This window comes from Pseudomonas sp. C1C7, assembly GCF_013359595.1.
Lineage (GTDB): Bacteria > Pseudomonadota > Gammaproteobacteria > Pseudomonadales > Pseudomonadaceae > Aquipseudomonas.
In genome coordinates this window covers 1-25,820 of record NZ_JABFMP010000036.1, presented here as the reverse complement: position 1 = coordinate 25,820, position 25,820 = coordinate 1, and the positions used below count along the sequence as shown (strand labels likewise).

At 60.6% G+C, this 25,820-nt stretch carries 20 protein-coding genes and 4 tRNA genes; 12 read left to right on the top strand and 12 right to left on the bottom strand.

Features of this window, described 5'->3' with window-relative positions; translation table 11 throughout:
* The first annotated feature begins 237 nt into the window (after window positions 1-237).
* The 11 genes from HNO86_RS24265 (at window position 238) to HNO86_RS24215 (ending at window position 10,771) form a co-directional block, all read left to right on the top strand.
* Window positions 238-314 (top strand) — tRNA-Arg (locus HNO86_RS24265).
* Between the two features lie 32 nt (window positions 315-346).
* Window positions 347-422, top strand: a tRNA-His gene (locus HNO86_RS24260).
* 57 nt (window positions 423-479) lie between these two features.
* A tRNA-Leu gene (locus tag HNO86_RS24255) sits at window positions 480-564 on the top strand.
* A 78-nt stretch (window positions 565-642) separates the two neighbouring features.
* A tRNA-His gene (locus HNO86_RS24250) sits at window positions 643-718 on the top strand.
* Window positions 719-1,111: 393 nt separating this feature from the next.
* Window positions 1,112-2,422, top strand: a complete 1,311-nt coding sequence (tig, locus tag HNO86_RS24245) for a trigger factor (protein WP_175379454.1) — start codon at window positions 1,112-1,114, stop codon at window positions 2,420-2,422.
* 94 nt (window positions 2,423-2,516) lie between these two features.
* Window positions 2,517-3,152 carry an ATP-dependent Clp endopeptidase proteolytic subunit ClpP gene (gene clpP / locus HNO86_RS24240; RefSeq protein ID WP_175379453.1) on the top strand — a complete coding sequence of 212 codons (636 nt, stop codon included), beginning with the start codon at window positions 2,517-2,519 and terminating at the stop codon, window positions 3,150-3,152.
* 112 nt (window positions 3,153-3,264) lie between these two features.
* Window positions 3,265-4,548, top strand: a complete 1,284-nt coding sequence (gene clpX, locus HNO86_RS24235) for an ATP-dependent Clp protease ATP-binding subunit ClpX (RefSeq protein ID WP_175379452.1) — start codon at window positions 3,265-3,267, stop codon at window positions 4,546-4,548.
* Between the two features lie 249 nt (window positions 4,549-4,797).
* A complete protein-coding gene (lon, locus tag HNO86_RS24230) occupies window positions 4,798-7,194 on the top strand; it encodes an endopeptidase La (RefSeq protein WP_175379451.1) in 2,397 nt (798 codons plus the stop codon).
* 147 nt (window positions 7,195-7,341) lie between these two features.
* A complete protein-coding gene (locus HNO86_RS24225; protein ID WP_002552737.1) occupies window positions 7,342-7,614 on the top strand; it encodes an HU family DNA-binding protein in 273 nt (90 codons plus the stop codon).
* Between the two features lie 234 nt (window positions 7,615-7,848).
* On the top strand, window positions 7,849-9,720 hold the full coding sequence (locus tag HNO86_RS24220) for a SurA N-terminal domain-containing protein (RefSeq protein WP_175379450.1): 1,872 nt from the start codon (window positions 7,849-7,851) through the stop codon (window positions 9,718-9,720).
* Between the two features lie 202 nt (window positions 9,721-9,922).
* Window positions 9,923-10,771, top strand: a complete 849-nt coding sequence (locus HNO86_RS24215; RefSeq protein WP_175379449.1) for a DUF2242 domain-containing protein — start codon at window positions 9,923-9,925, stop codon at window positions 10,769-10,771.
* Between the two features lie 394 nt (window positions 10,772-11,165).
* Here the strand turns inward: HNO86_RS24215 and HNO86_RS24210 are convergent, their stop codons facing one another.
* Together HNO86_RS24210 and HNO86_RS24205 are read right to left on the bottom strand one after the other, a co-directional pair.
* A complete protein-coding gene (locus HNO86_RS24210) occupies window positions 11,166-12,206 on the bottom strand; it encodes an AraC family transcriptional regulator (protein ID WP_175379448.1) in 1,041 nt (346 codons plus the stop codon).
* Window positions 12,207-12,209: 3 nt separating this feature from the next.
* The gene (locus tag HNO86_RS24205; RefSeq protein WP_175379447.1) at window positions 12,210-13,340 is read right to left on the bottom strand and encodes a nitrilase-related carbon-nitrogen hydrolase; all 1,131 of its coding nucleotides are present in this window, start codon (window positions 13,338-13,340) and stop codon (window positions 12,210-12,212) included.
* Window positions 13,341-13,582: 242 nt separating this feature from the next.
* Here HNO86_RS24205 and HNO86_RS24200 point away from each other — a divergent pair, with 242 nt between their 5' ends.
* Window positions 13,583-14,590, top strand: coding sequence for an Ldh family oxidoreductase (locus HNO86_RS24200; RefSeq protein WP_175379446.1), 1,008 nt, complete (start codon window positions 13,583-13,585; stop codon window positions 14,588-14,590).
* Window positions 14,591-14,625: 35 nt separating this feature from the next.
* Here HNO86_RS24200 and HNO86_RS24195 read toward each other — a convergent pair whose 3' ends face one another.
* The 10 genes from HNO86_RS24195 to HNO86_RS24150 form a co-directional block, all read right to left on the bottom strand.
* On the bottom strand, window positions 14,626-16,206 hold the full coding sequence (locus HNO86_RS24195; RefSeq protein WP_175379445.1) for an aldehyde dehydrogenase (NADP(+)): 1,581 nt from the start codon (window positions 16,204-16,206) through the stop codon (window positions 14,626-14,628).
* Window positions 16,207-16,280: 74 nt separating this feature from the next.
* The gene (gene abaF / locus HNO86_RS24190; RefSeq protein WP_175379444.1) at window positions 16,281-17,678 is read right to left on the bottom strand and encodes a fosfomycin efflux MFS transporter AbaF; all 1,398 of its coding nucleotides are present in this window, start codon (window positions 17,676-17,678) and stop codon (window positions 16,281-16,283) included.
* Between the two features lie 71 nt (window positions 17,679-17,749).
* Entirely contained in the window at window positions 17,750-18,667 is a 918-nt protein-coding gene (locus HNO86_RS24185) for a dihydrodipicolinate synthase family protein (RefSeq protein ID WP_034150208.1), read from the bottom strand.
* A 126-nt stretch (window positions 18,668-18,793) separates the two neighbouring features.
* On the bottom strand, window positions 18,794-19,822 hold the full coding sequence (locus tag HNO86_RS24180; RefSeq protein ID WP_175379443.1) for a proline racemase family protein: 1,029 nt from the start codon (window positions 19,820-19,822) through the stop codon (window positions 18,794-18,796).
* Window positions 19,823-19,956: 134 nt separating this feature from the next.
* Complete coding sequence (locus HNO86_RS24175) at window positions 19,957-20,679, bottom strand: amino acid ABC transporter ATP-binding protein (RefSeq protein ID WP_175379442.1); 723 nt, start codon at window positions 20,677-20,679, stop codon at window positions 19,957-19,959.
* A complete protein-coding gene (locus tag HNO86_RS24170; protein WP_175379441.1) occupies window positions 20,672-21,322 on the bottom strand; it encodes an amino acid ABC transporter permease in 651 nt (216 codons plus the stop codon). Before HNO86_RS24170 ends, HNO86_RS24175 begins: the two co-directional genes overlap by 8 nt.
* Window positions 21,323-21,332: 10 nt before the next feature.
* The gene (locus HNO86_RS24165; RefSeq protein WP_175379440.1) at window positions 21,333-21,998 is read right to left on the bottom strand and encodes an amino acid ABC transporter permease; all 666 of its coding nucleotides are present in this window, start codon (window positions 21,996-21,998) and stop codon (window positions 21,333-21,335) included.
* Window positions 21,991-23,769, bottom strand: a complete 1,779-nt coding sequence (locus tag HNO86_RS24160) for an aconitase X (RefSeq protein WP_175379488.1) — start codon at window positions 23,767-23,769, stop codon at window positions 21,991-21,993. Before HNO86_RS24160 ends, HNO86_RS24165 begins: the two co-directional genes overlap by 8 nt.
* 10 nt (window positions 23,770-23,779) lie before the next feature.
* A complete protein-coding gene (locus tag HNO86_RS24155) occupies window positions 23,780-24,598 on the bottom strand; it encodes a transporter substrate-binding domain-containing protein (RefSeq protein ID WP_175379439.1) in 819 nt (272 codons plus the stop codon).
* A 231-nt stretch (window positions 24,599-24,829) separates the two neighbouring features.
* The gene (locus HNO86_RS24150; protein ID WP_175379438.1) at window positions 24,830-25,579 is read right to left on the bottom strand and encodes an AraC family transcriptional regulator; all 750 of its coding nucleotides are present in this window, start codon (window positions 25,577-25,579) and stop codon (window positions 24,830-24,832) included.
* Window positions 25,580-25,820 lie beyond the last annotated feature (241 nt).

Genomic DNA, 25,820 nt, shown 5'->3' with positions numbered 1-25,820 from the left:
GCATTCTCGCATGTCATGCGGTGAGGGCAAAGGCGCTTGGTCTGCAAATTCCCCTAACTCCTTTAATTAAATGAATTTTTTTTAAAAAGGATTTGACGACCTACAGGTGGCTCTATACTATTCGTCGCACTTGTCGGGCACAGCCTAGCACTGGTTAAGAAGGTCAAGCGGAATCGAGGTTCTGCAACGACTGGAAAGCATTTAGTTTGTAGTCCTTCAAGGGTACAGATTAATAAGGCGCCCGTAGCTCAGCTGGATAGAGCATCCGCCTTCTAAGCGGATGGTCGCAGGTTCGAGTCCTGCCGGGTGCGCCATTAGGCTGCATTGGCACAAGTAGCGCGATATGGTGGGCGTAGCTCAGTTGGTAGAGCACGGGATTGTGACTCCCGTTGTCGTGGGTTCGATCCCCATCGTCCACCCCATATTTCGAAAGGCGCCAGATTTAACGGTCTGGCGCCTTTGTTTTAAAGCTTCAAGCCGCGGATGTGGTGGAATTGGTAGACACACTGGATTTAGGTTCCAGCGCCGCGAGGCGTAAGAGTTCGAGTCTCTTCATCCGCACCAAATAAAGCTTCATATGTGCCTTCTGGCATGCTTGGGGCTTAACAAAGAAGTTGTTTGGCTTCTTTGGCACGCAATATGGTGGGCGTAGCTCAGTTGGTAGAGCACGGGATTGTGACTCCCGTTGTCGTGGGTTCGATCCCCATCGTCCACCCCATATTCCGAAAGGCGCCAGATTTAACAGTCTGGCGCCTTTTTTGTTTCAGTGGTTCGGCGACTGCTGGTCCGGGGTCGCAAGGGCAGGGCGTTTCGTCGTATTTATGTTTCTCGATGATGCCGCGCTGCCTGCCGACTTGCTCGCAAGTTCGGCTGTCAGGGAGATGATTGGCGACCTCTTCTATATATAGAAGGGTTGGCGCAGAGCCCTGGCATGTTTGGCTGTATTTGCCACCGGGGCGAGGTGCATCCGTGCATTCGCACCTATAAATTGCCTGCTGCGTTTTTACCCGTTTTCAGTAGGGTGACTTCTTGAGTTTGACCCACTAGAATGCATGCCCTTGATTCTGGGGTCGGAAACGGCCGGCTAACGTCTGTGCAACGAGGAATATCCATGCAAGTTTCTGTTGAAAATACTTCTGCTCTTGAGCGCCGCATGAGCATCACCGTGCCGGCTGAGCGCATCGAGACTCAGGTCAACAAGCGTCTGCAGCAGACTGCCCAAAAGGCCAAGATTGCTGGCTTCCGTCCAGGCAAAGTGCCAATGAGCGAAATCAAGCGTCGTTTCGGCGCCGAAGCTCGCCAGGAAGCTGTAGGCGACGTGATCCAGTCTTCCTTCTACGAAGCAGTGGTTGAGCAAAAGCTGAACCCGGCCGGTTCGCCATCGATCGAGCCAAAATCCCTGGAAGCAGGCAAGGACCTGGAATACGTAGCCGTATTCGAAGTGTTCCCTGAGTTCACCGTTGCCGGTTTCGAAGGTATCAACGTAGAGCGCCTGAGCGCCAACGTTGAAGACGCCGATCTGGACAAGATGCTGGACATCCTGCGCAAGCAGAACACCCGTTTCGAAGTGGCCGAGCGTGCTGCCCAGAACGAAGACCAGCTGAACATCGATTTCGTTGGCAAGGTCGACGGCGAAGTATTCGCTGGCGGTTCCGCCAAGGGCACCCAGCTGGTTCTGGGTTCCGGCCGCATGATCCCTGGCTTCGAAGAAGGCCTGGTGGGCGCCAAGGCGGGTGAAGAGCGCGTTCTGAACCTGACCTTCCCAGAGGACTACCAGAACCTGGATCTGGCTGGCAAAACCGCTGAATTCACCGTGACCGTGAACAGCGTTTCCGCGCCAACCCTGCCAGAACTGAACGAAGAGTTCTTCGCTCAATTCGGCATCAAGGAAAGCGGTCTGGACGGCTTCCGCACCGAAGTTCGCAAGAACATGGAGCGCGAACTGCGTCAGGCGATCAAGTCCAAGGTCAAGAACCAGGTCATGGACGGTCTGCTGGCCACCAACCCGATCGAAGTGCCGAAGGCTCTGCTGTCCAACGAAGTTGACCGTCTGCGCGTGCAGGCTGTTCAGCAGTTCGGTGGCAACATCAAGCCTGACCAACTGCCGGCCGAGCTGTTCGAAGAACAAGCCAAGCGCCGCGTTGTACTGGGTCTGATCGTGGCTGAAGTGGTCAAGCAATTCGACCTCAAGCCAGACGAAACCCGCGTTCGCGAAATGATTCAGGAAATGGCTTCTGCTTACCAAGAGCCTGAGCAAGTAGTGTCCTGGTACTACAAGAACGACCAGCAACTGAACGAAGTTCGTTCGGTTGTGCTGGAAGAGCAAGTTGTGGATACTGTTCTGCAGAAAGCTAGCGTGACCGACAAATCGGTCTCTTACGAAGAAGCGGTCAAGCCGGTAGAAGCTCCAAAAGCCGACTGATTGTACCTGCGTTAAGAAGTACACCCCATAAGCCAGCATTCGTGCTGGCTTATGCGTTTTCAAGACCTAACTATTTTGGGAGTGACTGCAGAGCATGTTCCGTAATTCTTATATTCAGCAGAACTCTGATATCCAGGCCGCAGGCGGCCTGGTCCCGATGGTTGTCGAGCAATCTGCTCGTGGCGAGCGCGCCTATGACATCTACTCGCGTCTTCTCAAGGAGCGAGTGATCTTTCTGGTAGGTCCTGTAGAGGACTACATGGCCAACCTGATCTGTGCGCAATTGCTGTTCCTTGAAGCGGAAAACCCGGACAAGGATATCCATCTCTATATCAACTCTCCGGGCGGTTCGGTGACTGCCGGCATGTCGATCTACGACACCATGCAGTTCATCAAGCCTAACGTGTCGACCACCTGTATCGGTCAGGCGTGCAGCATGGGTGCTTTCCTGCTGACCGCCGGTGCTCCTGGCAAGCGTTTCTGCCTGCCGAACTCCCGAGTGATGATTCACCAGCCGTTGGGCGGTTTCCAGGGCCAGGCTTCGGACATCGAAATCCACGCCAAGGAAATCCTGTTCATTCGCGAGCGCCTCAATACTTTGATGGCCCAGCACAGCGGCCGCACCCTCGAAGAAATCGAGCGCGACACCAACCGCGACAACTTCATGAGCGCCACCGCCGCCCGTGATTACGGCCTGATCGACGAAGTGATCACCCAGCGCCCAGCTTAAAATAAGCAGCTCAAAATAAGGCAGGTCGGCTTTTCCGATCATTTGCGGGCTTGAAAAAGCCCGCAATAGCCTTCATCTTGTGTTGCAAGCCTATCGGATTTGGATCGAACGAATGACTGACACCCGCAACGGCGAGGACAACGGCAAGCTGCTCTATTGCTCCTTCTGTGGCAAAAGCCAGCATGAAGTACGTAAATTGATTGCCGGCCCCTCGGTCTTTATCTGCGACGAGTGCGTCGACCTGTGCAATGACATCATCCGTGAGGAGGTGCAGGAAGCACAGGCCGAGAGCAGCGCGCATAAATTGCCTTCGCCTAAAGAAATCAGCGGCATCCTTGATCAATACGTGATTGGTCAGGAACGTGCCAAAAAGGTTCTGGCCGTAGCGGTGTACAACCACTACAAGCGTCTGAACCAGCGTGACAAAAAGGCTGACGACGTCGAACTCGGCAAGAGCAATATCTTGCTGATCGGCCCGACAGGCTCGGGTAAAACCCTGCTTGCCGAAACGCTGGCCCGCTTGCTGAACGTTCCGTTCACCATCGCCGACGCAACCACCCTCACCGAGGCCGGTTACGTGGGTGAGGACGTCGAGAACATTATTCAGAAGCTGCTGCAGAAATGTGACTACGATGTGGAAAAGGCCCAGATGGGCATCGTCTACATCGACGAGATCGACAAGATCTCGCGCAAGTCCGACAACCCGTCGATCACCCGGGACGTTTCCGGTGAAGGCGTGCAGCAGGCCCTGCTCAAGTTGATCGAAGGCACGGTCGCTTCCGTTCCGCCTCAGGGCGGTCGCAAGCATCCGCAGCAGGAATTCCTTCAGGTCGACACCCGTAACATCCTGTTCATCTGCGGTGGTGCGTTCTCGGGTCTCGAGAAGGTCATCCAGAACCGTTCCACCAAGGGTGGCATCGGCTTCAACGCGGAAGTGCGCAGCAAGGAAGAAGGCAAGAAAGTCGGTGAGTCCCTGCGTGAAGTCGAGCCTGACGATCTGGTCAAGTTCGGTCTGATCCCGGAATTCGTCGGTCGTCTGCCGGTTCTTGCCACGCTGGACGAACTCGATGAAGCGGCTTTGATGCAGATTCTCACCGAGCCGAAAAATGCTCTGACCAAGCAATACGCCAAGCTGTTCGAGATGGAAGGTGTGGACCTGGAATTCCGTTCCGACGCACTGAAAGCCGTCGCCAAGCGCGCGCTGGAACGCAAGACCGGTGCTCGCGGCCTGCGCTCGATTCTCGAAGGTGTGTTGCTCGACACTATGTATGAAATCCCATCGCAATCCGATGTGAGTAAAGTAGTGATCGACGAAAGCGTTATAGAAGGCAAGTCTCAGCCATTGTTCATTTACGAGAACAATGAGAAACCTGCCAAGGCCGCGCCAGACGCTTAAGCGTCACGCAGTCGGTACAAAGAAGGGGCCTTCGGGCCCCTTTGCTTTTTTATGGGCACGAGGTTTGCGTGTGAAGGGCAGGGGCGGGAGCTCAGACAGTTTTCTGACGCGCCACAGGTTCGGGGCGTGACCGGACAATCTTCCAAGTCGTTTTTTTATCCGCTTGTTTTTTTCGAAACTAGCCCCCATCTTGGTTTCACGCTTAATTCCATCTGTTTCCGGCCTTAGGGCCGCCGTAGAGGCGAAATCATGAAGACAACCATCGAATTGCCTCTCTTGCCATTGCGTGATGTCGTGGTTTATCCGCACATGGTTATCCCGCTGTTCGTGGGGCGCGAGAAATCCATCGAAGCCCTCGAGGCCGCGATGACGGGCGACAAGCAGATTCTTCTGCTGGCCCAGAGAAACCCTGCCGACGATGATCCGGGTGAAGATGCACTCTATCGCGTGGGTACGATTGCCACCGTCCTGCAGCTGCTGAAGCTGCCTGATGGCACGGTCAAGGTTCTGGTCGAAGGCGAGCAGCGGGGCACCGTTGAGCGCTTCAGCGAAGTGGACGGCCATTGCCGTGCCGAAGTCTCGCTGATCGACGAAGTCGACGCGCCCGAGCGCGAGTCGGAAGTGTTCGTGCGCAGCCTGTTGTCGCAGTTCGAGCAATATGTGCAGTTGGGCAAGAAAGTCCCGGCTGAGGTTCTGTCGTCGCTCAACAGCATCGACGAGCCTGGGCGCCTGGTAGACACCATGGCCGCACACATGGCGCTGAAGATCGAACAGAAGCAGGAAATCCTCGAAATCATCGATCTGTCGGCCCGTGTCGAGCACGTTCTGGCGTTGCTGGATGCCGAGATCGATCTGCTGCAGGTCGAGAAACGCATTCGCGGCCGCGTCAAAAAGCAAATGGAGCGCAGTCAGCGCGAGTACTACCTGAATGAGCAGATGAAGGCCATTCAGAAAGAGCTCGGCGACAGCGACGAGGGTCACAACGAAGTCGAAGAGCTGAAAAAGCGTATCGACGCCGCCGGCCTGCCAAAAGACGCACTGGCCAAGGCAACGGCAGAGCTGAACAAGCTCAAGCAAATGTCGCCGATGTCCGCCGAAGCCACCGTGGTGCGTTCCTACATCGACTGGCTGGTTCAGGTGCCGTGGAAGGCCCAGAGCAAGGTCCGCCTGGACCTGGCGCGGGCAGAAGACATTCTCGATGCCGACCACTACGGTCTGGAAGAAGTCAAAGAGCGGATCCTCGAATACCTCGCCGTGCAAAAGCGCGTGAAGAAGATTCGTGGTCCGGTGCTGTGCCTGGTAGGCCCTCCAGGGGTGGGTAAAACTTCCCTGGCGGAATCGATCGCCCACGCCACCAACCGCAAGTTCGTGCGCATGGCCCTGGGCGGCGTACGTGATGAAGCGGAAATCCGTGGTCATCGCCGTACCTACATCGGTTCGATGCCGGGAAGATTGATTCAAAAAATGACAAAAGTGGGCGTCCGCAACCCGCTGTTCCTGCTCGATGAAATCGACAAGATGGGCAGCGACATGCGCGGCGATCCTGCGTCCGCGTTGCTGGAAGTGCTCGATCCGGAGCAGAACCACAACTTCAACGATCACTATCTGGAAGTCGACTACGACCTGTCCGATGTGATGTTCCTCTGCACCTCGAACTCCATGAACATTCCGCCGGCGCTGCTGGACCGGATGGAAGTCATTCGTCTGCCTGGCTACACCGAAGACGAGAAGATCAACATTGCCGTCAAATACCTTTCGCCCAAGCAGATCCAGGCCAACGGCCTGAAAAAAGGCGAGCTGGAATTCGACGAGGAAGCGATCCGCGACATCATTCGCTACTACACTCGCGAGGCCGGTGTGCGTGGTCTGGAGCGCCAGATTGCCAAGGTCTGCCGCAAGGCGGTCAAGGAACATGCGCTGGAAAAACGCTTCTCGGTGAAGGTCACCGCGAACGATCTGGAACACTTCCTGGGCGTGCGCAAATTCCGCTACGGCCTGGCCGAGCAACAGGATCAGATCGGTCAGGTGACCGGTCTGGCGTGGACTCAGGTGGGTGGCGAACTGCTGACCATCGAAGCCGCTGTCGTACCGGGCAAGGGCCAGTTGATCAAGACCGGTTCCCTGGGTGACGTGATGGTCGAATCGATCACCGCGGCCCAGACCGTGGTGCGCAGCCGCGCGAAGAGCCTGGGCATTCCCCTGGACTTCCACGAAAAGCGCGACACCCACATCCACATGCCGGAAGGGGCCACCCCGAAAGACGGCCCAAGCGCCGGTGTAGGCATGTGCACGGCGCTGGTGTCGGCATTGACCAGCATCCCTGTACGGGCGGACGTGGCCATGACCGGTGAGATCACTTTGCGTGGTCAGGTATTGGCGATCGGTGGTCTGAAGGAAAAACTGCTCGCGGCTCATCGCGGTGGAATCAAGACCGTGATCATTCCCGAAGAGAATGTTCGCGATTTGAAGGAGATTCCTGACAATATCAAGCAGGATCTCCAGATTAAACCGGTTAAATGGATTGACGAGGTCCTGCAAATTGCGCTGCAATACGCGCCGGAGCCCTTGCCGGATGTGGCTCCGGAGATTGTCGCGAAGGATGAAAAACGCGAGTCCGATTCCAAGGAAAGAATTAGCACGCATTAATACGTATTTGGCTGGGGGGCTTGTTGACAGTTTTTTAGAGCCCTTGTTATAAAGCGGCTCTTAAGTGTCTGTAGGCCATTCAGCACTGTTTTTGCTTTCACCAAAAAAACTTAGAATCATACTCAAATAGATATAAGGGGACTTAGAGTGAACAAGTCGGAACTGATTGATGCTATCGCTGCATCCGCTGATATCCCGAAAGCTGCTGCTGGCCGTGCGCTGGACGCTGTAATCGAATCCGTCACTGGCGCTCTCAAGGCTGGCGACTCCGTTGTTCTGGTTGGTTTCGGTACTTTCTCCGTAACTGATCGTCCAGCTCGCATCGGTCGTAACCCACAGACCGGTAAGACACTGGAAATCGCAGCAGCCAAAAAACCAGGTTTCAAAGCCGGTAAAGCACTGAAAGAAGCTGTCAACTAAGTTCGATTCAGTTTTTTGCCTGTCCGGGTCGGGGTCATGCCTGACCTGGCAGCGGAGCGGTAGTCCAGACGGCAGATCGCCGGTCCGAGACCCCGGGGCTCACAGATTCGAGTCATCGGTCCGCTCCGCCAGTTACGAGAAGGCGCATCCTCGGATGCGCCTTTCTTCTATCCGGATTCTACCCACGCTCCACGGTTGCCTAATTTTTGAAGTTCAACCGTTTTTGGGGGACGCATGCTGCAGAACATCAGGGACAATTCACAAGGCTGGATTGCCAAGACAATTATCGGGGTCATCGTTGTACTGATGGCCCTGACCGGTTTCGACGCCATTTTTCAGGCTACGACGCACAAGAACGAGGCGGCGCAGGTCAATGGCGATGCAATCAGCCAGAACGATCTGAGCCAGGCGGTCGACATGCAACGGCGCCAGCTCATGCAACAGCTGGGCAAGGATTTCGACGCTTCCTTGCTCGACGAGAAGATGCTGCGCGAATCGGCGCTCAAGGGCCTGATCGATCGCAAGCTGCTGCTGCAAGGCGCGCAAGGCTCCAAATTCGCTTTCTCCGAAGCGGCCCTGGATCAGGTCATCCTGCAAACGCCTGAATTCCAGGTGGACGGCAAGTTCAGTCCCGAGCGTTTCGACCAGGTGATTCGTCAGCTCGGCTACAGCCGCATGCAATTCCGCCAGATGCTGGCCCAGGAAATGCTGATCGGCCAACTGCGTGCCGGTCTTGCCGGTAGCGGTTTCGTCACCGATGCGCAGGTTCTGGCCTTCGCCCGTCTGGAAAAGCAGACCCGCGACTTCGCTTCCCTGACCATCAAGGCTGACCCGGCAGCGGTGAAGCTGACCGATGACGAAGTCAAAGCCTATTACGACGAACACGCCAAGGAATTCATGACCCCGGATCAGGTGGTCATCGATTACCTGGAGTTGAAGAAGGCTTCCTTCTTCGATCAGGTCAGCGTCAAGGACGAAGACCTGCAAGCGGCGTATCAGAAGGAAATCGCGAACCTGTCCGAGCAACGCCGGGCTGCGCACATTCTGATCGAAGTGAACGACAAGACCACCGAAGCGCAAGCCAAGGCGAAGATCGAAGACATCCAGGCCCGTCTGGCCAAGGGCGAGACATTCGAGGCCCTGGCCAAGGAGTTCTCCCAGGATCCGGGTTCGGCGAACAATGGCGGTGACCTCGGTTACGCAGGTCCTGGTGTCTATGACCCGGCGTTCGAAAAAGCCCTGTACTCGCTGGCCAAGGACCAGGTTTCCGAGCCGGTTCGCACTGACTTCGGTTTCCACCTGATCAAGCTGCTGGGCGTCGAAGCACCTGAGGTGCCGACCTTCGCCAGCCTGCAAGGCAAGCTGACCCGCGAACTGAAAACCCAGCAGGTTGAACAGCGTTTCGTCGAAGCGACCAAGCAACTGGAAGATGCTTCCTTCGAAGCCTCCGATCTGGCCCAGCCGGCGCAAGACCTGAAGCTGACCGTTCACACCTCCAAGCCGTTCGGTCGTGACGGCGGTGAAGGCATTACCGCCAACCGTGCCGTGATCACCGCGGCGTTCAGCCCGGAAGTGCTGGATGAGGGTGCCAACAGCACCGCCATCGAGCTGGATCCGGAAACCGTTGTGGTACTTCGCGCCAAGGAGCACCTCAAGCCTGCGCAACTGCCGCTGGAAGAGGTTGCGGGTCCGATTCGCGCGCAACTGGCCAAGGAGCACGCCAGTGCTGCCGCCAAGACCAAGGCTGACGAGCTGATCGCCAGCCTGCGCGATGGCAAGACCGCGCTGAACGCTGCGATCGACGGTCAGAACTGGAAGGTCACTGAAGCGGCGACCCGCGCTCAGGAAGGGGTCGACCCAACCGTGCTGCAGGCGCTGTTCCGCATGCCGAAGCCGACTGCCAAGGACAAGCCGACCTTCACCAGCGTGACCTTGCCTGACGGCAGCCTGATGGTCGTTCGTCTGAACGGTGTCAATGACGCCGCCACGCCGACTGAAGAAGAGAAGGCTCAATACCGTCGCTTCCTCGCTTCGCGTGTTGGCCAGCAGGATTTCGCTGCTTACCGCAAGCAGCTGGAGAGCGAAGCCGACATCAAGCGTTACTGATGTCTGTTTGAAATCTCGCGTTACACAAGAACCCCGGCCAAACAGCCGGGGTTTTTTGTTCCCGAGCACCCGACGGACGTGGGGGATGATTGCCAAATAACGGAGTCAACACTCCTGTAACTGTTTTAAGACAGAATCGATGCGACGCTAAGCATCGATCTGTTGCACAATACGCCCCGAACCGTTTTCAGCAGGATGTTCAATGTTTAAATCATTTCCCATGCGGGTTGCCGGGTTGGCGCTGGTGCTGGCCGCTGCCGCCGGTTGCTCGTCCAAGAAAACCGCGATCTACGAGCATGAGAACTTCGACGATTCCGGGACCTTCTCCCGCAATTATCCTGTTACCGATGCGCAGAGCTGTGAAGCCGCTCGCCGGGCGCTGCTGAGCCAGGGCTACATCATCACCAGCAGCGATCCAAAACTGGTCAGCGGGCACAAGAGCTTCCAGCAGACCGGCGAAACCCACATGGAAATCAGTTTCAGTGTGGTCTGTGCCGAAGACGGCAGCGCCGGGCATCACGCCACGGTGTTTGCCAACGCCCTTCAGGACCAGTACGCACTGAAGAAAACCAACAACTCCGCGAGCCTGGGCGTAGGCGTGCTGGGTTCGGTCTCGATGCCGATCGGTTCGTCGGATGATTCGATGGTCAAGGTCGCGAGCGAAACGGTCTCGTCGTCCAAGTTCTACGAGCGTTTCTTTGCGCTGGTGGAAGTGTTCCTGCCCAAGGAAGTCAAAGAAGCGGCGCATATTCCCGATAAGCCGAAAGCCGATCTGGGCATGCCGGAACCACAAGCCGTGCCTGCTCCTGCGTCCCTGGCTCCGGAAACCAAAGCCGAACCTGTTCCCGCCGCACAAGCACCGGCTGCGCCTGCCGAAACCATGCCGACCGCGTCCGAACCGGTAGCGCCACCGCCTGAAGCGGCCCCGATCACCGCAACCCCGCCAACCGAGCCGGCGCCGGCGACGCAAGTCATCACGCCGCCAGCCAACCCCACCGATATTCCGCCTCCATCCGAGCCGATCCAGGCCATGCCCATCACGGGACAGTGATGGCAAAACGGGACCGGTCGAACCCACGACGGTCCCGCACCCCAGGGAAAGTTTGATCCGCATCAAACACTTCGCAGTCCCGCATTCTGTTACGAAAATAACCTTCGATAAATTTCTGACCGCCTGCTACGTTTTAAACAGTAGCGACGAAGTGTCGTGCCGCGTCATTTTTATTTCATGCGGGCACTTTATGCTCAAAGCGTTGGTCAACTATTCGGACTATTTAAACGAGCGGTGGGGGATTCAAAATGGATGATTATCAAGAAGAACTGCTCGAATATCAGGCATTCGAACTGGATCCGCTGGAACCGGCCGAAGACGCCACAGAGCTTTAGAGTTCAAGCTTCAAGCTTCAAGCTTCAAGCCTCAAGCTTGTAGCTGAAAGCTTGCAGCTTCAAACTGCTCCTCTCCGACTGCGGCGAAACTCGCCCGGTGTCTGATCCATCCAGCGCTTGAACGCGCGTTGAAAGGCTTCGGCTGAGGCAAACCCCAGCAGGTAGGCAATTTCACCGAACGCCAATTCCGTATCGCGAATGTAGGTCATGGCCAGGTCGCGACGGGTGTCATTGAGGATCGCGCGAAACTGCGTGCCTTCTTCGGCCAGCTTGCGGCGAAGTGTCCAGACGGGCAGCTTCAGGCGAGCCGCCACTTCTTCCAGGTCGGGTTCCCGGCCACCATTGAGCAATGGCCCCAGCATCTGAGTGATACGTTCACGCAGGCTGCGGGTGCGCGTCAGTTGCTCCAGCTCCCGTTCACACAGTTGCAGCAAGTGCCGCCAGGTACTCGGGCAATGCTCGCTGTTGCGCTGCGCGAGGCTGGCCAGGCTCAGGCGCAGTTGATTGTGCTCGGCGCCAAACTGGATCGGGCAATCGCCCAGCACCTCGTAGGCGTCATGGTAGTCGGGTCGTTCGAATTCGATGTCGATGCGCTCGGCGCGCAACGGGGCAGGGCTCAGGCTGGACAGATGATGCAGCCAGCCGGCGATGATCGAATCCACCACAAAGCGGTTGTAGCTGTTGTAGGGACTGATGGAGTAGAAGCGCAGCCAGGCGCCCTGGGCGTCTTCGTGAAAGCTCGATTGCCCGCGATAGTTGGAGCCATACAGCGCCTCGAAGCGGATCAGGCAGCGCGCCGCCTCGCGCACTGTCGGTGCCTGGGCGGCAGTCACGCCAGCGAGGCCAAGCTGGCTCAGGCGACCGAGTTGGCCCATGCGCAAGCCGAGCGCCGGGTCGCCGGTCAGCTGGATGGCGCTGTGGCCCAGGCGCATGTAACGCGGAATCGACAGTCGCGCCCCGGCTTCACCCAGGCGGGCGGCATCCAGGCCGTATTGTTCCAGCAGCGGTTGCGGGTCGAGATGGTGGCTGCGCACGGCGTCGGCCAGGCTGTGCACGAAGCCCACCGAAAGATCGCCGAGACGCACCGGCAACGGTTTCATGGCTTACAGCCAGAGGTTCAGCAGGCGCGCGCCACGCACGTTGCCGTCGGCGAAGTGCTGGCCGTTGCTGGTGAGAAAGCTTTGCCCGGCACTGGACTGATCCCAGAACTGCCCGCGCAGGAACACGCTCATGCCGGCGACGGCCTGGCTGGACGGGGCCTGGCTGGTCAGGGTCAGGCGATGCCAGGCCTGGCCTTCGCTAAGCTCGCCGGCCTTGAGGCTGACAGAGGCGGGCGCCTGTGAGCCCTTGTAGCCGCGCCACGGTTGATCCCAGATGCCACGCCCCGTCACGAACGCCGGGACCGCGACGATCCGCGCCTGCAGCTCGTCGAGTTTGCGGTAGTTGTCCGGGTACCAGCTGTCGTTGCCGATCAGCACCCCCAGGCGACCGGCCGGGGTATCGACGACGTTGAGGGTGTGCTCGCCATTGGCCTTGATCGCGTCCTGCTGTTCGAAAACCGGGTGCATCTGCCGCTGGGGTTGGCCGATTGGCACGCCGTCGCGACTGAACACGACGCTGCTGTTGTACAGCGCGCCACGGCCGATTTTCAGGGTCCCGTCGATGACGCTGGGCTCGGGCAACACGATGGAGCCCGCCACCAGGGTCACGCGAAATTCTTTCGCCAGGCCGCCGAACAGCGCCTGGTATTCCTTGGCCATGCCCTTGGCCTTCATGCGCAGGTGCGCGTCATCCAGGCGGCTGCCGCCTTCGGCGCTGATCAGTGCGCGCACGAACTTCAACGGATTGCTCACCGCCAGCCAGTTCATGGCTTCCTTGAGGGTGGCGGCCTGGTACAGCTCATCCTTTTCGCCACTGACCATCAGCCAGGTGCCGACGTGTTCGGGCAGCACGACGATGGTTTTCTCGTTGAGCAGACCCTGTTCCTGGGCCTTTTGCAGATACGCCGCCAGCTTGCGATGCAGGCGCTCGGGGCTTTGATAGTCGGTGGGGAACAGTTCGGGCTGGATGCCCAGTAGATTGCCACGGTCGGCAGGGGTGCCCTGGTCGATCGCCAGGTCGATTCGCAGGTCGGACAGGTAATGCCCCGCGGGGCGGTCCGCGGCCCACATGGCGTAGGTCGTGAGGGCGGCGATCAACGCCATGGAGAAAGTCAGGTACAGAAATTTGCGCATGGGAAAGCAGTCAACGGACTCGTGTTCAGCATTTGAATGGAATCGAGGCTACGGGAAAACGACGGCATGGGGCTAGATAAACGTTATTTTTTTGATCTTTTTTAACGTTTTGCACCGAATCGCAGGCACGTCGGCACCGTCATGAAGGCGGTGTGCCGAATTCGTCATCGCACCGGCCTAAAGCGATCAAGCCAGTGCGACGCGAACAAGCCAGTCTGCAGGGTCTGTTCAAGGAGTGGATTATGATCCGACTGACCCTGGCCGAAGCCCGCGAGCTGGCCGAATCGATCTTGCTGCACAACGGTTTCAACCTTGCCCACGCGCAGGCGGTGACCGCCACGGTGATTGCCGGTGAACGCGATGGCTGCGCCTCCCATGGTTTGTACCGGATCCTGGGCTGCGTGAACTCGCTCAGGGCCGGCAAAGTGGCGGCCGATGCTGCGCCGCAGGTGATCGATCAGGCGCCTTCGATCGTGCGTGTCGATGCCGCGGGCGGTTTCTCGCAACTGGCGTTCCAGGCTGGCCTGCCGTTGCTGATGGAGAAAACCCGGGCCAATGGGATTGCCGCGCTGGCGATCAACCGTTGCGTGCATTTCTCCGCGCTGTGGGTGGAGATCGAACAATTGACTGCGGCGGGTCTGGTGGCGCTGGCCTGCAATCCCAGCCACGCCTGGGTCGCGCCCGCGGGCGGCCATCAGCCAGTGTTCGGCACCAACCCCATCGCATTCGGCTGGCCGCGTCCGGGCAAGGACCCGTTCGTGTTCGACTTCGCCACCAGTGCGATTGCCCGTGGCGATATCGAACTGCATCGGCGTGCGGGCAAAGCGATTCCCGAAGGCTGGGGTGTGGACGCGCAGGGACAGCCGAGCACCGATGCCAACGTGGTGCTCGATACGGGTGCGATGCTGACGTTCGGTGGCCACAAGGGTTCGGCGCTGGCGGCGATGGTGGAGTTGATCGCCGGCCCCTTGATCGGCGACCTGACGAGTGCCGAGTCGCTGGCCTTTGATGCCGGTAGCAAGTCGTCGCCGTACCATGGCGAGCTGATCATCGCTTTTGATCCGCAGCGGTTTCTTGGCATTGCCAGCGAGCAGCATCTGGCACGAGCCGAAGTCCTTTTCGACAGCATTCAGGGGCAGGGCGCGCGGTTGCCGTCGCAACGGCGATACGAAGCGCGAGCGAAAAGTGTGGTGGAAGGGGTGCAGATTCCCGAGGCGCTGTACAACGATCTGAAAGCGCTGCTGGGATAAAGGAAGCGCGCCACCGAAAAATCGGTGGCGCTTTTTTACAGTGGGTCGCGTTGACTGACGCCATCCACCAATCGGGCGATGCCCAGAGGATTAGCGTTTTTCAAGGCATCGGGCAGCAGCGCATCGGGACAGTTCTGGTAGCAGACAGGGCGCAGGAAGCGATCGATCGCCAGACTGCCGACCGACGTGCCACGGGCATCGGAGGTCGCCGGATAAGGCCCTCCATGCACCATAGCATCGCAGACCTCGACCCCGGTGGGGTATCCGTTGAACAGCACCCGGCCGACTTTCTGCTCCAGCAGTGGCAGCAACTGCGCGTGCTGTTGCAGATCATCCGCTTCGGCAATCAGCGTCGCCGTGAGTTGTCCGTGCAGGCATTCCAACGCGGCAAAAAGTTCGGCCTCGTCGGCAACTTCCACCAGCACCGTCGCCGGCCCGAACACTTCTTCCTGCAACAGCGGATTGCCCTCGAGCAACAGGCTGACGTCGGCCTTGAACAGTTGCGGTTGGGCCTGCGTTCCTTGTTGCTCGCGCCCCGCCAGATGCTCGATGCCGGCCTCAGCGCGCAAGGCCTGTACGCCCTTGGCATAGCTGGCGAGCGTGCCGCGGTTGAGCATGGTCTGTGCCGGTTGATCGGCCATCGTCGCGGTCAGCGAAGCCATGAAGGCGCTGAACGCAGGCGAGCGAATGCCGATCACCAGACCCGGATTGGTGCAGAACTGGCCGCAGCCGAGCACCACGGAAGCGGCCAGTTCGCCGGCAATTTTTTCGCCCCGCCGCTGCAACGCTTCGGGCAACAGGACCACCGGGTTGATGCTGCTCATTTCGGCGAACACCGGGATCGGTTGGGGACGTGCGGCGGCCATGTCGCACAGCGCGCGGCCACCCTTGAGCGAGCCGGTAAAGCCCACCGCCTGGATCGCCGGATGCTTGACCAGCGCTTCGCCGACACCCGCGCCGTAGATCATGTTGAACACGCCCCTGGGCATGCCGGTCTGCTCGGCGGCGCGAATGATCGCATCAGCCACGTGCTCTGCGGTTGCCATGTGCCCGCTGTGGGCCTTGAACACCACCGGGCAACCGGCGGCCAGCGCGGCGGCGGTGTCGCCACCGGCGGTGGAGAAGGCCAGCGGGAAGTTGCTCGCACCGAACACCGCGACCGGGCCGACGCCGATCCGGTATTGGCGCAGGTCCACCCGTGGCAGCGGCGTGCGCTCTGGCAGGGCGCGGTCGATGCGCGCCCCGTAAAAATCACCACGCCGCAGGACCTGGGAAAACAGGCGCATCTGGTTGGCGGTGCGCGCGCGCTCACCTTGAATACGTGCGGTCGGCAGCGCCGTTTCGCGGGTCACCAGCGCCACGAATTCATCGTCCAGCGCCTCCAGTTGGGTGGCGATGGCTTCGAGAAATTCTGCCCGGCGAACGGCCGAGAGTGCACGAAACAAGGGATAGGCAGCAGCGGCCGCGAGGGCGGCGGCGTCGACTTCGTCAACGGTGGCCTGCATGAAGGAGTAGGGCAGTGCTTCACCGGTGACGGCATCGTGGCTACGCACGCTGATACTGCCGGCGGCACTGCGCGCGCCACCGATGTAGTTGTGGCCGATGATCTCGGACATGAAAGCTCCTGGCGGAATGTGGGAGGGCTGAGGATGTGCGGGAACCGGCAAACCGGCTCCCGCGATAACGCACGTCAGGCCAGCGAATCGCCGCGGCGAGTGGTCGCTGCAGCGGCACTGGTGGTCGCAGCGACGCGGGCGGCCGCTTCGCTGTCGACCTGATGCAGCGACTTGCCACGGGTTTCCCGGGTCAGGCCGACGGCGACGATGGAGATCAGCGATGCGCCGACCAGGTAGAACGCGATGGGGGTCGAGCTGTGGTACTTGTTGAGCAGGGTGATCGCGATCAGCGGCGCCAGCGAGCCGGCGAAGATCGGCGCCACCTGGTAGCACAGCGACAGCGCGGTATAGCGCACGTGGGTCGGGAACATCTCGGCCATCAGCGCCGAGTAGGGCGCGTAGGTCATGGACTCGATGGCCAGGCCCAGGGTGATCGCGGCCATGATCAGCCAGTTGTTGCCGGTGTCCATCATCGGGAAGCCGACGAAACCCCAGAACGCCGTGAGCACCGCGCCCACCAGATACACCGGTTTGCGCCCCACCAGATCCGACAGGTAACCCATCAGTGGGATCAGGAAGAAGTGCAGCAGGTGAGCACCGAACATCAGCAGCAGAATCTGCGACGTGTCTTTGTTCACCACCAGCTTCAAGTAGGTGATCGAGAAGGTCACCACGGTGTAGTAGAGGATGTTTTCGGCGAACCGCGCGCCGATCCCCACCAGCACCGAACGCCAGTGATGACGCAGCACTTCGACCACGCCCAGTTGCTGTTGATGCATCTGCGCCTGACGGGCCTGGGCCTGTTTGAAGATCGGCGCGTCATCGACACTGGTGCGAATCCAGTAGCCGATCAGCACCACCACCGCCGAGAACCAGAATGCCACGCGCCAGCCCCAGGCGAGGAAGGCTTCCTCGGACAGGTTCGACGACAACAGCAGCAAGGCCACGGTGGCCACCAGGTTGCCCGCCGGTACGCCGGCCTGCGGCCAGCTGGCCCAGAAGCCGCGACGATTGTCCGGGCAATGCTCGGACACCAGCAGGATCGCGCCGCCCCATTCGCCGCCGAAGGCGAAACCCTGGATCAGTCGCAGCAGCACCAGCAGCACCGGCGCGGCGTAACCGATCTCGTTGAAGCCAGGCAGGCAGCCCATCAGGAAGGTGGTGATGCCGACCACCACCAGGCTCAATTGCAGCAGGCGCTTGCGCCCGAACTTGTCGCCGTAGTGACCGAACACCAGACCGCCCAGGGGACGTGCGAGAAAGCCCACGGCATACAGGGCGAAGGCGGCGATGATGCCGTCGATGGCGCTGCCGGTCTGGCGGAAAAACAACTGGCCGAAGACCAGGGCGGAGGCGGTGCCATAGAGGAAGAATTCATACCATTCGGCGACGGTGCCGGCCATGGCGGCGGCCACGACACGCTTGAGTCCCGAGGGTGTGGTTGCGCTTTGCGTGTGTTGAGTGTTGGGCATGCTGACGTTTCCTGTAGAGGCGCAAAAACAGGCAGCCGGGCCGGGTCCGCGAAGACCCGCCCGGCAATCACTCAGAGACCGACGTCCGGCAGTTGCGGACGGTTGGCCAGGGCCTTGGCCATGATCTGCTCGACGAACACGCGATCGGCTTCCGGCAGGGCCAGGCGTGGCGGACGGGTCAGGGCGCTGCCGCGACCGGCGATGGCTTCGCACAGCTTGATGCACTGCACCAGGTCCGCACGGGCGTCCAGGTGCAGGATCGGCATCAGCCATTCGTAGATCGGCATGGCTTCGGCAAAGCGTCCGGCCTTGGCCAGGCGGAAGATGGTTTCGCCTTCTTTGGGGAACACGTTGGACATGCCCGACACCCAGCCTTCAGCGCCCACGGCAATGCTTTCGAGAACCACGTCATCGAGGCCGGCGAACAGCACGAAACGGTCGCCCACTTCGTTGCGCACGTCGATGAAACGGCGGGTGTCGCCCGAGGAATCCTTGAAGCACACCACGTTGTCGCAGTCGGCCAGGGAAATCAGGATGTCCGGGGTGACGTCGTTTTTGTAGATCGGCGGGTTGTTGTAGACCATCAGCGGCACGTCAGCGTTTTTCGCCACGTAGCGGTAGTGCTCGGCGGTCTCGAACGGCTTGGAACCGTAGACCAGCGCCGGCATCAGCATCACGCCGTCGACACCGACCTTGCGCACGGCGTTGGCCACCTTGGCCGCCTGCACGCTGGTGAACTCGGCCACACCGCAGATCACCGGCACGCGGCCGCGTGAGGCATCGACCGCGACTTCGGTCACGGCGATTTTTTCTTCGGCGGTCAGCGAGGTGTTTTCGCCGACCGAACCGCACACCACCAGACCCGACACGCCGTCACGGATGACGTTGGAAATCACCTGATGGGTCTTGTCCAGGTTGATAGTGAAGTCATCGTTGAATTGAGTGGTTACCGCGGGGAAGACGCCACTCCAGTTAATGCGCTTGCTCATTGTTGCCTCCGACGTTGTTTATTGTATTTCGTATACGATATTTAAAGTGACAATTTTCAGCCAGTGTTTTTTTCGGTTTTTCCGGGGTTTTTGTAGCCGTTGGTCCGGGCGCTGCAGGGGGCTGCCTCAAGCGCCCGGCCAGGTGTCCGAGAGCCGGTAGCCTTGAGGCCACGGATCGCTCGGGTCCAGCAGCAACTGATGGGTGCCGGTGACCCAGGCACGACCGGAAATGCACGGGTAGATGGCGGGGCGCCCGGCTACCTCGGTGAGGGAGTCGATGCGGCAGTGGAACTCGGAGCCGATGATCGAGCGCCCGATGAATCGCTCGCCCACCTGCATCAATCCCTTGGCCTGCAACACCGCCATGCGCGCCGAGCAGCCAGTGCCGGTGGGCGAGCGGTCGATCTTGCCCGGCTGGATCACCACTGCGTTGGCGCCGGTGGCAATGTCGCTTTCCCGTTCGATGGGCGCGGCGATCTGGCAGAAGGAAATGTGCGACCACTCGGGATTCAGCGGATGGGTAAAGCCCAACTGCTCATTGGCCGCGCGGGTGATTTTCAACCCGACCGCCACCAGGTCGGCGGCTTCATCGGGACGAATGGCGAAGCCCAGGCCCTTGGCGTCGGCGATCACGAAACTGTCGCCACCGTAGGCGGTGTCGACCTTCAGTGAACCGAGGCCTTCGACTTCGAGCCAGGCGTCGAGGCGGTCGGCGAACGACGGCACGTTCTTGACTTCCACCCGCTGGACCTTGCCGTCGCGGCAATCGGCCACGGCTTCGATCAGGCCGCCGGGGGCTTCGAGCACGAGGCGGGTTTGCGGCTCGGTCATGGGCAGGATGCCGGTGTCGAGCAGCACGGTGGCCACGCACAGGGAGTTGGAGCCGGACATTGGCGGTGTGTCCGCCGGTTCCATGATGATCCAGGCCATCTGCGCCCGCGGGTCCTTGGCCGGTACCAGCAGGTTGACGTGACGGAACACCCCGCCGCGGGGCTCGTTGAGCACGAAGTTGCGCAGGGTTTCATCCCGGGCGATCCAGCGCGATTGTTCCCACACCGTGGCGCCGGGCGGAGGGGCGACGCCGCCGACGATCACATCGCCGACTTCACCTTCGGCGTGGCAGCTGACTACATGAACTACTTTCGATGAGCGCATTGTCCTCTCCTTGTGTTGTCTGTGCGGGCCTCTTCGCGGGCAAGCCCGCTCCCACAGAGATCTCGGTTGCATGGTGATTGTGTGTACACCACCAGACCCTGTGGGAGCGGGCTTGCCCGCGATGGGGCCATCAGTTATTTCACCGACTTCAGAAACGCCGCAGTCTCGGCATGCAGCGGATTGCCGATCACCTGATCCGGCGAGCCGATCTCATGCACCAGCCCATTGCGAAAGAACGCCACGCGATCGGACACGTCCCGGGCAAAGCGGATCTCGTGGGTCACCAGCACCATGGTCATGCCGTCCTCGGCGAGCATGCGCATGGTGTCCAGCACTTCGCCCACCAGCTGCGGATCGAGGGCCGAGGTGGCCTCGTCGAACAGCATGTAGTCCGGCGACATGGCCAGGGCGCGGGCAATCGCCATGCGCTGTTGCTGACCGCCGGAGAGCTTGCCGGGGAACACCTTGAGCTTCTCGCCCAGGCCGACGTGGGTCAGCTGTTTCACTGCCAGTTCCTCGGCCTCGGCCTTGCTCTTGCCCAGCACCTTGCGCGGCGCGAGCATCACGTTTTCCAGCACGGTCAGGTGCGGGAAGGCGTTCCATTGCTGGAACACGATGCCGATCTTCTGCCGCAGGCGATTGAGGTCGGTGCCGCGCTGATGCACCTCGACGCCATCGACACGGATGTTGCCTTTCTGGATCGGCTCCAGGCCGTTGATGCACATCAGCAGGGTCGACTTGCCCGAGCCGGAGCCGCCGATGATGGAGACCACTTCGCCCTTGTCCACCGTCAGGCTGACACCCTTGACCACATCCAGGTCGCCGAAGGATTTGTGTACGTTTTCGATCTCAATCATTTTCTTGCCACCTTCTTTCCAGACGAGCGCCGAGGCGTGCGACCACCAGGCTCATGACGTAGTAGATGAGGCCCGCAATGCACAGCACCAGCAGCGGTTCCTGAATGCGGGTCACGATGGTTTGCGAAGCGCGGAGCAATTCGACGATGCCGATCCACATCACCAGCGCGGTGTCTTTCATGACCCCCAGCACCAGGTTCAGCCAGCCGGGGAAGGCCACGCGCGCGGCCATCGGCAGGACGACCCAGCGCAGGTCCTGGAAGAAACTCATGCCCAGCGAGCGACTGGCCCGGCGCAGGCTCAGCGAGACCGACAGCACGCCGCCGCGCACGATCTCGGTGAAGTACGCCGCGGCGTAAACCCCCAGCACGATGCAGCCGACACTGAAGGCGCTGATGTTCAGGCCGACGATGCTCTTGAGCGAGTTGAACAGCACGAACTGGATCAACAGCGGCACGCTGCGAAACACGTCGAGTACCCAGGCCAGCGGCAGGGTGGCCCGTGGCAGCAGGGCGCGCAGCAAGCCGAAAATCAGCCCGACGAAGGTGCCCAGCAGGATCGCCCAGCAGGTCAGTTGCAGGGTGACCCAGGCGCCGTTGAGCAGGAACATCAGGTCGTTCCAGGTAAAACTCGTGGATAACATGGTCACCTCCTCAGTAACGGAACAGCCGCCAGGCCATCAGCCGGGCCGTCGCGACGATTGCCTTGGCGATCAGGTAATACAGCACCGCCGCGATGGTGAAATATTCGAAGGAGCGGAACGTGCGGACGTTGTAGTCCTGGGTCACGCCGGTGAGGTCGTTGTTGAGCCCGACGATCACCCCGAGCGATGTCATCAGCACCGCCCAGACCATCTGGTTGCTCAAGGGGTAGAACACGATCCGCAACAGCTGCGGAACCACGATCATCCGGTAGGCCTGGAAAGCGCTCATGCCCAGCGAGCGTGCGGCTCGCACTTGCGTTCCCGGCACCGCCTTGAGTCCGCCGCGAAAGTTTTCCGCCAGATAGCCGGCGTTGTTGAAGGTGATCCCCGCCAGCAAGGCGATCCAGGAGCTGACGTGCAGCCCCATCGAACCCAGGCCGAAGTACAGGATGTAGATCTGGAACAGCGAGGGCGTATTGCGGGCGATCGACACCCAGCCGTTGCCGATGCCGCGCAGCAACGGGTTCTTCGTTTCGCGCATGACCGTCAGGGCCAGGGCGATCAGCACGCCGAAAATCATCGACAGCGCCGCGGTCTCGAACGTGACCCAGGCGCCGGCGAGCATGTCCGGCAAGGCACGCAGGGTCGCGCGCCACTGGAAGGTGTAATCAAACATGCGCAGGGCTCTCCATCGGCAGGGCAGGTTGCAACCAGGTCGGCAGGCGCTCGCTGGCGGTGCCAGTGCAGGCGGCTTCGACGCATTCGGCAAGGCTGGCGAAGTGCACCGTGCGCCCCACCAGACCCGGTGCGTAATGGGCGTATTTGCCCGAGTTGGTCATCAGGGTGGTGGCGGCCGGCGGGATCACCGGCTCGCCGAGCATGCACCAGCAGGTGTCGGTCACCAGGGTGACGCCGAAGGCTTCGATGTCGGCGATGTGGCCGGCTGCGCGCGCCTGTTCCAGCACGGCGCGACCGCAGGTGACGGCCAGCACGGTTCCGGCGTGTTTACGGCGGCCACGGCACAGGCGTGCGAGATGAGCGAACTCGCCGAGCGAGAAGTGCGGATTGCCCAGGGAGACGATGTCCACCCGTGGGTCCCTGGCGCTGTTGAGTTCGCGCCAGCTGCGCAACAGGTCCTGCAACGCGATCTTCTCCACGGGCAGCTCAGCGTTCGGTTCCCGCACCCGTGTCGGGTCGAGCGCTTCCGGCGTGACCCCGGCGATATGAAACAGCGGTGCGGCGGAGGTGGTGGCGAACGCCGCGCCGAAGGCTTTCAGGTCGTCGGTGTCTGGCCCGCGTTGTTCCAGGCCCAGCACCAGCGGAATGCGGGTGCCGGCGAGGGCACCGATGTGGTAGCCGAGCAAGGGGTAGAACGCATCGTCCAGTTCACCCAACGGCGGCAGCTCGATCAGCAGCTGCGCCTTGCGCTGTGCGTCCAGATGACAGCCGATCAGGGGCGCGCGGCCGGTCAGGGCGATGCAGATGTCGAGGTAGTCCGGGTACTTGAGCGTGCGTGCGCCGAGCACGCTGTTGGCGTAGACCACGGCGTTGGATTCGGCCCAGACGATCTGCTCGCCGGCTTTCGGTGCGCTGTCGAGCAGATAGGGCGCGCAGGTGAAACTCAGCTGTGCGCCCATCGCCATGTAGGCATCGCCCAATGCGCTGGCAGGATTACCCAGCGCCGGATCGACGCCCAGCTCGCGCCAGCGACGCTGGTCCACGGAAATCGAATTGAGGGTGGTGGGGACGCGCACCTTCGCGCCCCACTGCACCAGTTGTTCGGCAAAGCGCAGGCTCGCGGGGCCGGTGTAGATGCACCCGTCGATGTGCGCCTGGGTAACATCCACCAGACGCGGTGCGCCTTGTATTTCAGCCATGCGCAGGACGATCTGCATCGCCATCTGCGCGGCCTTGCCATGTTGGCCTTCGATGAGTTCATGGTCGAACCCGGTAAGTTCGATCCGCTGGCTGGTTTCGCGGGTTGGCAATGGCGCGTCGGCGGCCTGCCAGGTATCGGCAGGCGCTTGATCCAACAGCCACAGCCCATCGTTGTCGACCCGGGCGAAGGCCACGCCGCGCAAGGCGGCGAAGGCCTCCCGGCCGATGCACAGCACCGGCAGGGAACGCTCGAAAATGGTCTGTGCCACCAGCACACCCAGGGTCAGGATCTCATCGGCTTCGGCCAGTACCAATGCGGCCGGTGCATGACCGTTGCTGATCAGTTCCATCAGCACACTGCTGCCGGTGCACGAGCCGCGCCCGCTGGGAATGGCCAGTACGCGACCGGCCAGGTATTCGCCGCTCAGGGAGTGATGCCGGTCGATGACCTCGCCACTGCGCGAATCGACACCGCCCCAGAAACTCAACCCGACATCGGCGAACAGCAGTTCGCCCTGGGCCCGGCCGGGCACCAGGCTACGACCGTTGAGAACGGTAGCCCCAGGCATGCCGGACATCTCAGTAGTAAACCTTCGGCACGGTCAGGTCGGTTGGCGGGATTTCGGTGCCGACCCATTTGGTGAACAGCTCGTTGTAGCGACCGCTGCGCACCTGCTGGTTGACGAACAGGTTGAGGTAGTTGAGCAGGCCGTACTCGCTGCGCTTGGCGCCCAGGGACACATAGTCGATGGTGTACGGCGCGTTGCCGGCGACTTTCAGGTTTTTGTATTTGCCCGATTTGATCGTTGCCGCGGCGACAGTGTTGGTGACCACCGTGGCATCGATGTGACCCTGAGCGACCGCCAGCAGGGTGTCGTTCTGCGACTGGTAGGCGCGGAACGAACCGCTGCCCCATTTCTTCACATCGCCTTCCAGGGCGATGGCTTCAAAGGTGCCGCTGGTGTTACCCAGGGCCTTGCCCTTGAGGTCGTTGAAACTGTTGATGCCGGTGTTGTCGCGGGTCAGCACGACCATCTGGAAGGCGAAGTAGGGCCCGGTAAGGCCGACGGTCTTGGCCCGTTCCAGGGTGTCGGAGGTGGAAGCGACGATCACGTCGGCCCGCCCGGAGATCAGCGCCGGAATGCGGTCGGGGAACGGCGTTTCTACCACTTCGGCTTCGACTCCGAGGATCTTCGCCAGGTCGTTGCAATAGTCCACGTCGAAACCGGCCGGGCTATTGCTCGCATCACGGAAGCCCATGGGCGGGAAGTCCAGGGTCACGGCGCAGCGCAGCTTGCCGGAACCGATGATGTCGTCGAGCTTGTCGGCCTGGGCGGTGGCGATGAAAGAGGTACTGAGAACAGCGCTGAGGGCTACGGCAAATGCGGGGTTTTTCATAGAGGCCTCGTGATCGGAATGTGCTGTTAGATATCGTATTGGGGATTTCGTATACGATATTAAATGTTAGCAATGAGCGTGCCGGAATTGCCGTTTTCGGGCGAAATGCCAGCAGACCGCTAGACAGCGCGGTTTACGCGAAAGAGCCAGGTGCGCGATTGCGAAGAGGGAGAGCGGGAGGTGTTACGTAAGGGAGCAGGGCGAGTGGGTAGCGCCCCCTAACGGAACATTTCAGCGACGGCCTTCCCGATACTGGGTGGGCGAGAGGCTGGTCAGGGCGCGGAACTGACGGCTGAAGGCACTGTGGTCGGTGTAACCGCAGCGCAGGGCGATTTCGGTGATGGGCAGGTCGGTGTCCAGCAACAGCCGCGTGCCTTCTTCCAGGCGCGACTTGTGGATCATCTGCCGTGGGGTGAGCTGGAACACCCGTTTGCAGTGACGTTCGAGTTGCGCCACGGAAAACCCGGCGATGGCGGTCAGTTCGGCGAGGCTGATGGGGCGGGCGAAATGCTGCCGGATGTAGGCGTCGACCGCGGCGAGTTTCTGGAAGGCCGGGTGATTGGACTGGGGCAGTTGCAGGTCGCGGGAGATGCCGGCGAGGCCGACGATCCGTCCCTGTTCATCCTGCAGGGCGAGTTTGTGGGTCAGGCACCAGACCGGTTGGTTGCCGTAATAAAGATGCAGTTCCAGCTGATCGGCCAGCTCGCGGCCGGTGGACAGCACCCGCCGATCCTGCTCGGTGTACAGCGGCCCGAAGCGCGCCGGGAAGACCTGGTCGGCGGTCAGGCCCAGCAGTTGCTCGCTGTTCTTGAAGCCGCAGCGCAGGGCCAGGGTCTGGTTGACGAAGACGTAGCGGGCGTCGCCATCCTTGATGAAAAACACCACGTCCGACAGGGTGTCGAGCAGGGTGGCGATGGGCTGCAGGCTGTTGAGCAGGGTTGGCAGGTTGCAGGGTTTGAAGGTGGTGAGTGAGGGGAACATGGCGGTGGCGGGGCCTGGGGGGATGGCGGGATCATAAAGATTCGCCGGCTTGGCCGGAACCCCGGGGGTGGTGTTTGTGCGGGTCTAGTGGGAGCGAGCCTGCTCGCGGTGCTCTTCTTGTGCACATATCCATTTCTGCGGTAACGGCCACTTATGGTTCCGCTCTTACAGCGGGTCACTTGGAAAAGCGCCAAGTAACCAAGCGCTTTTATCCCCTGACGTACGGCCCTTCGCTTAGGCT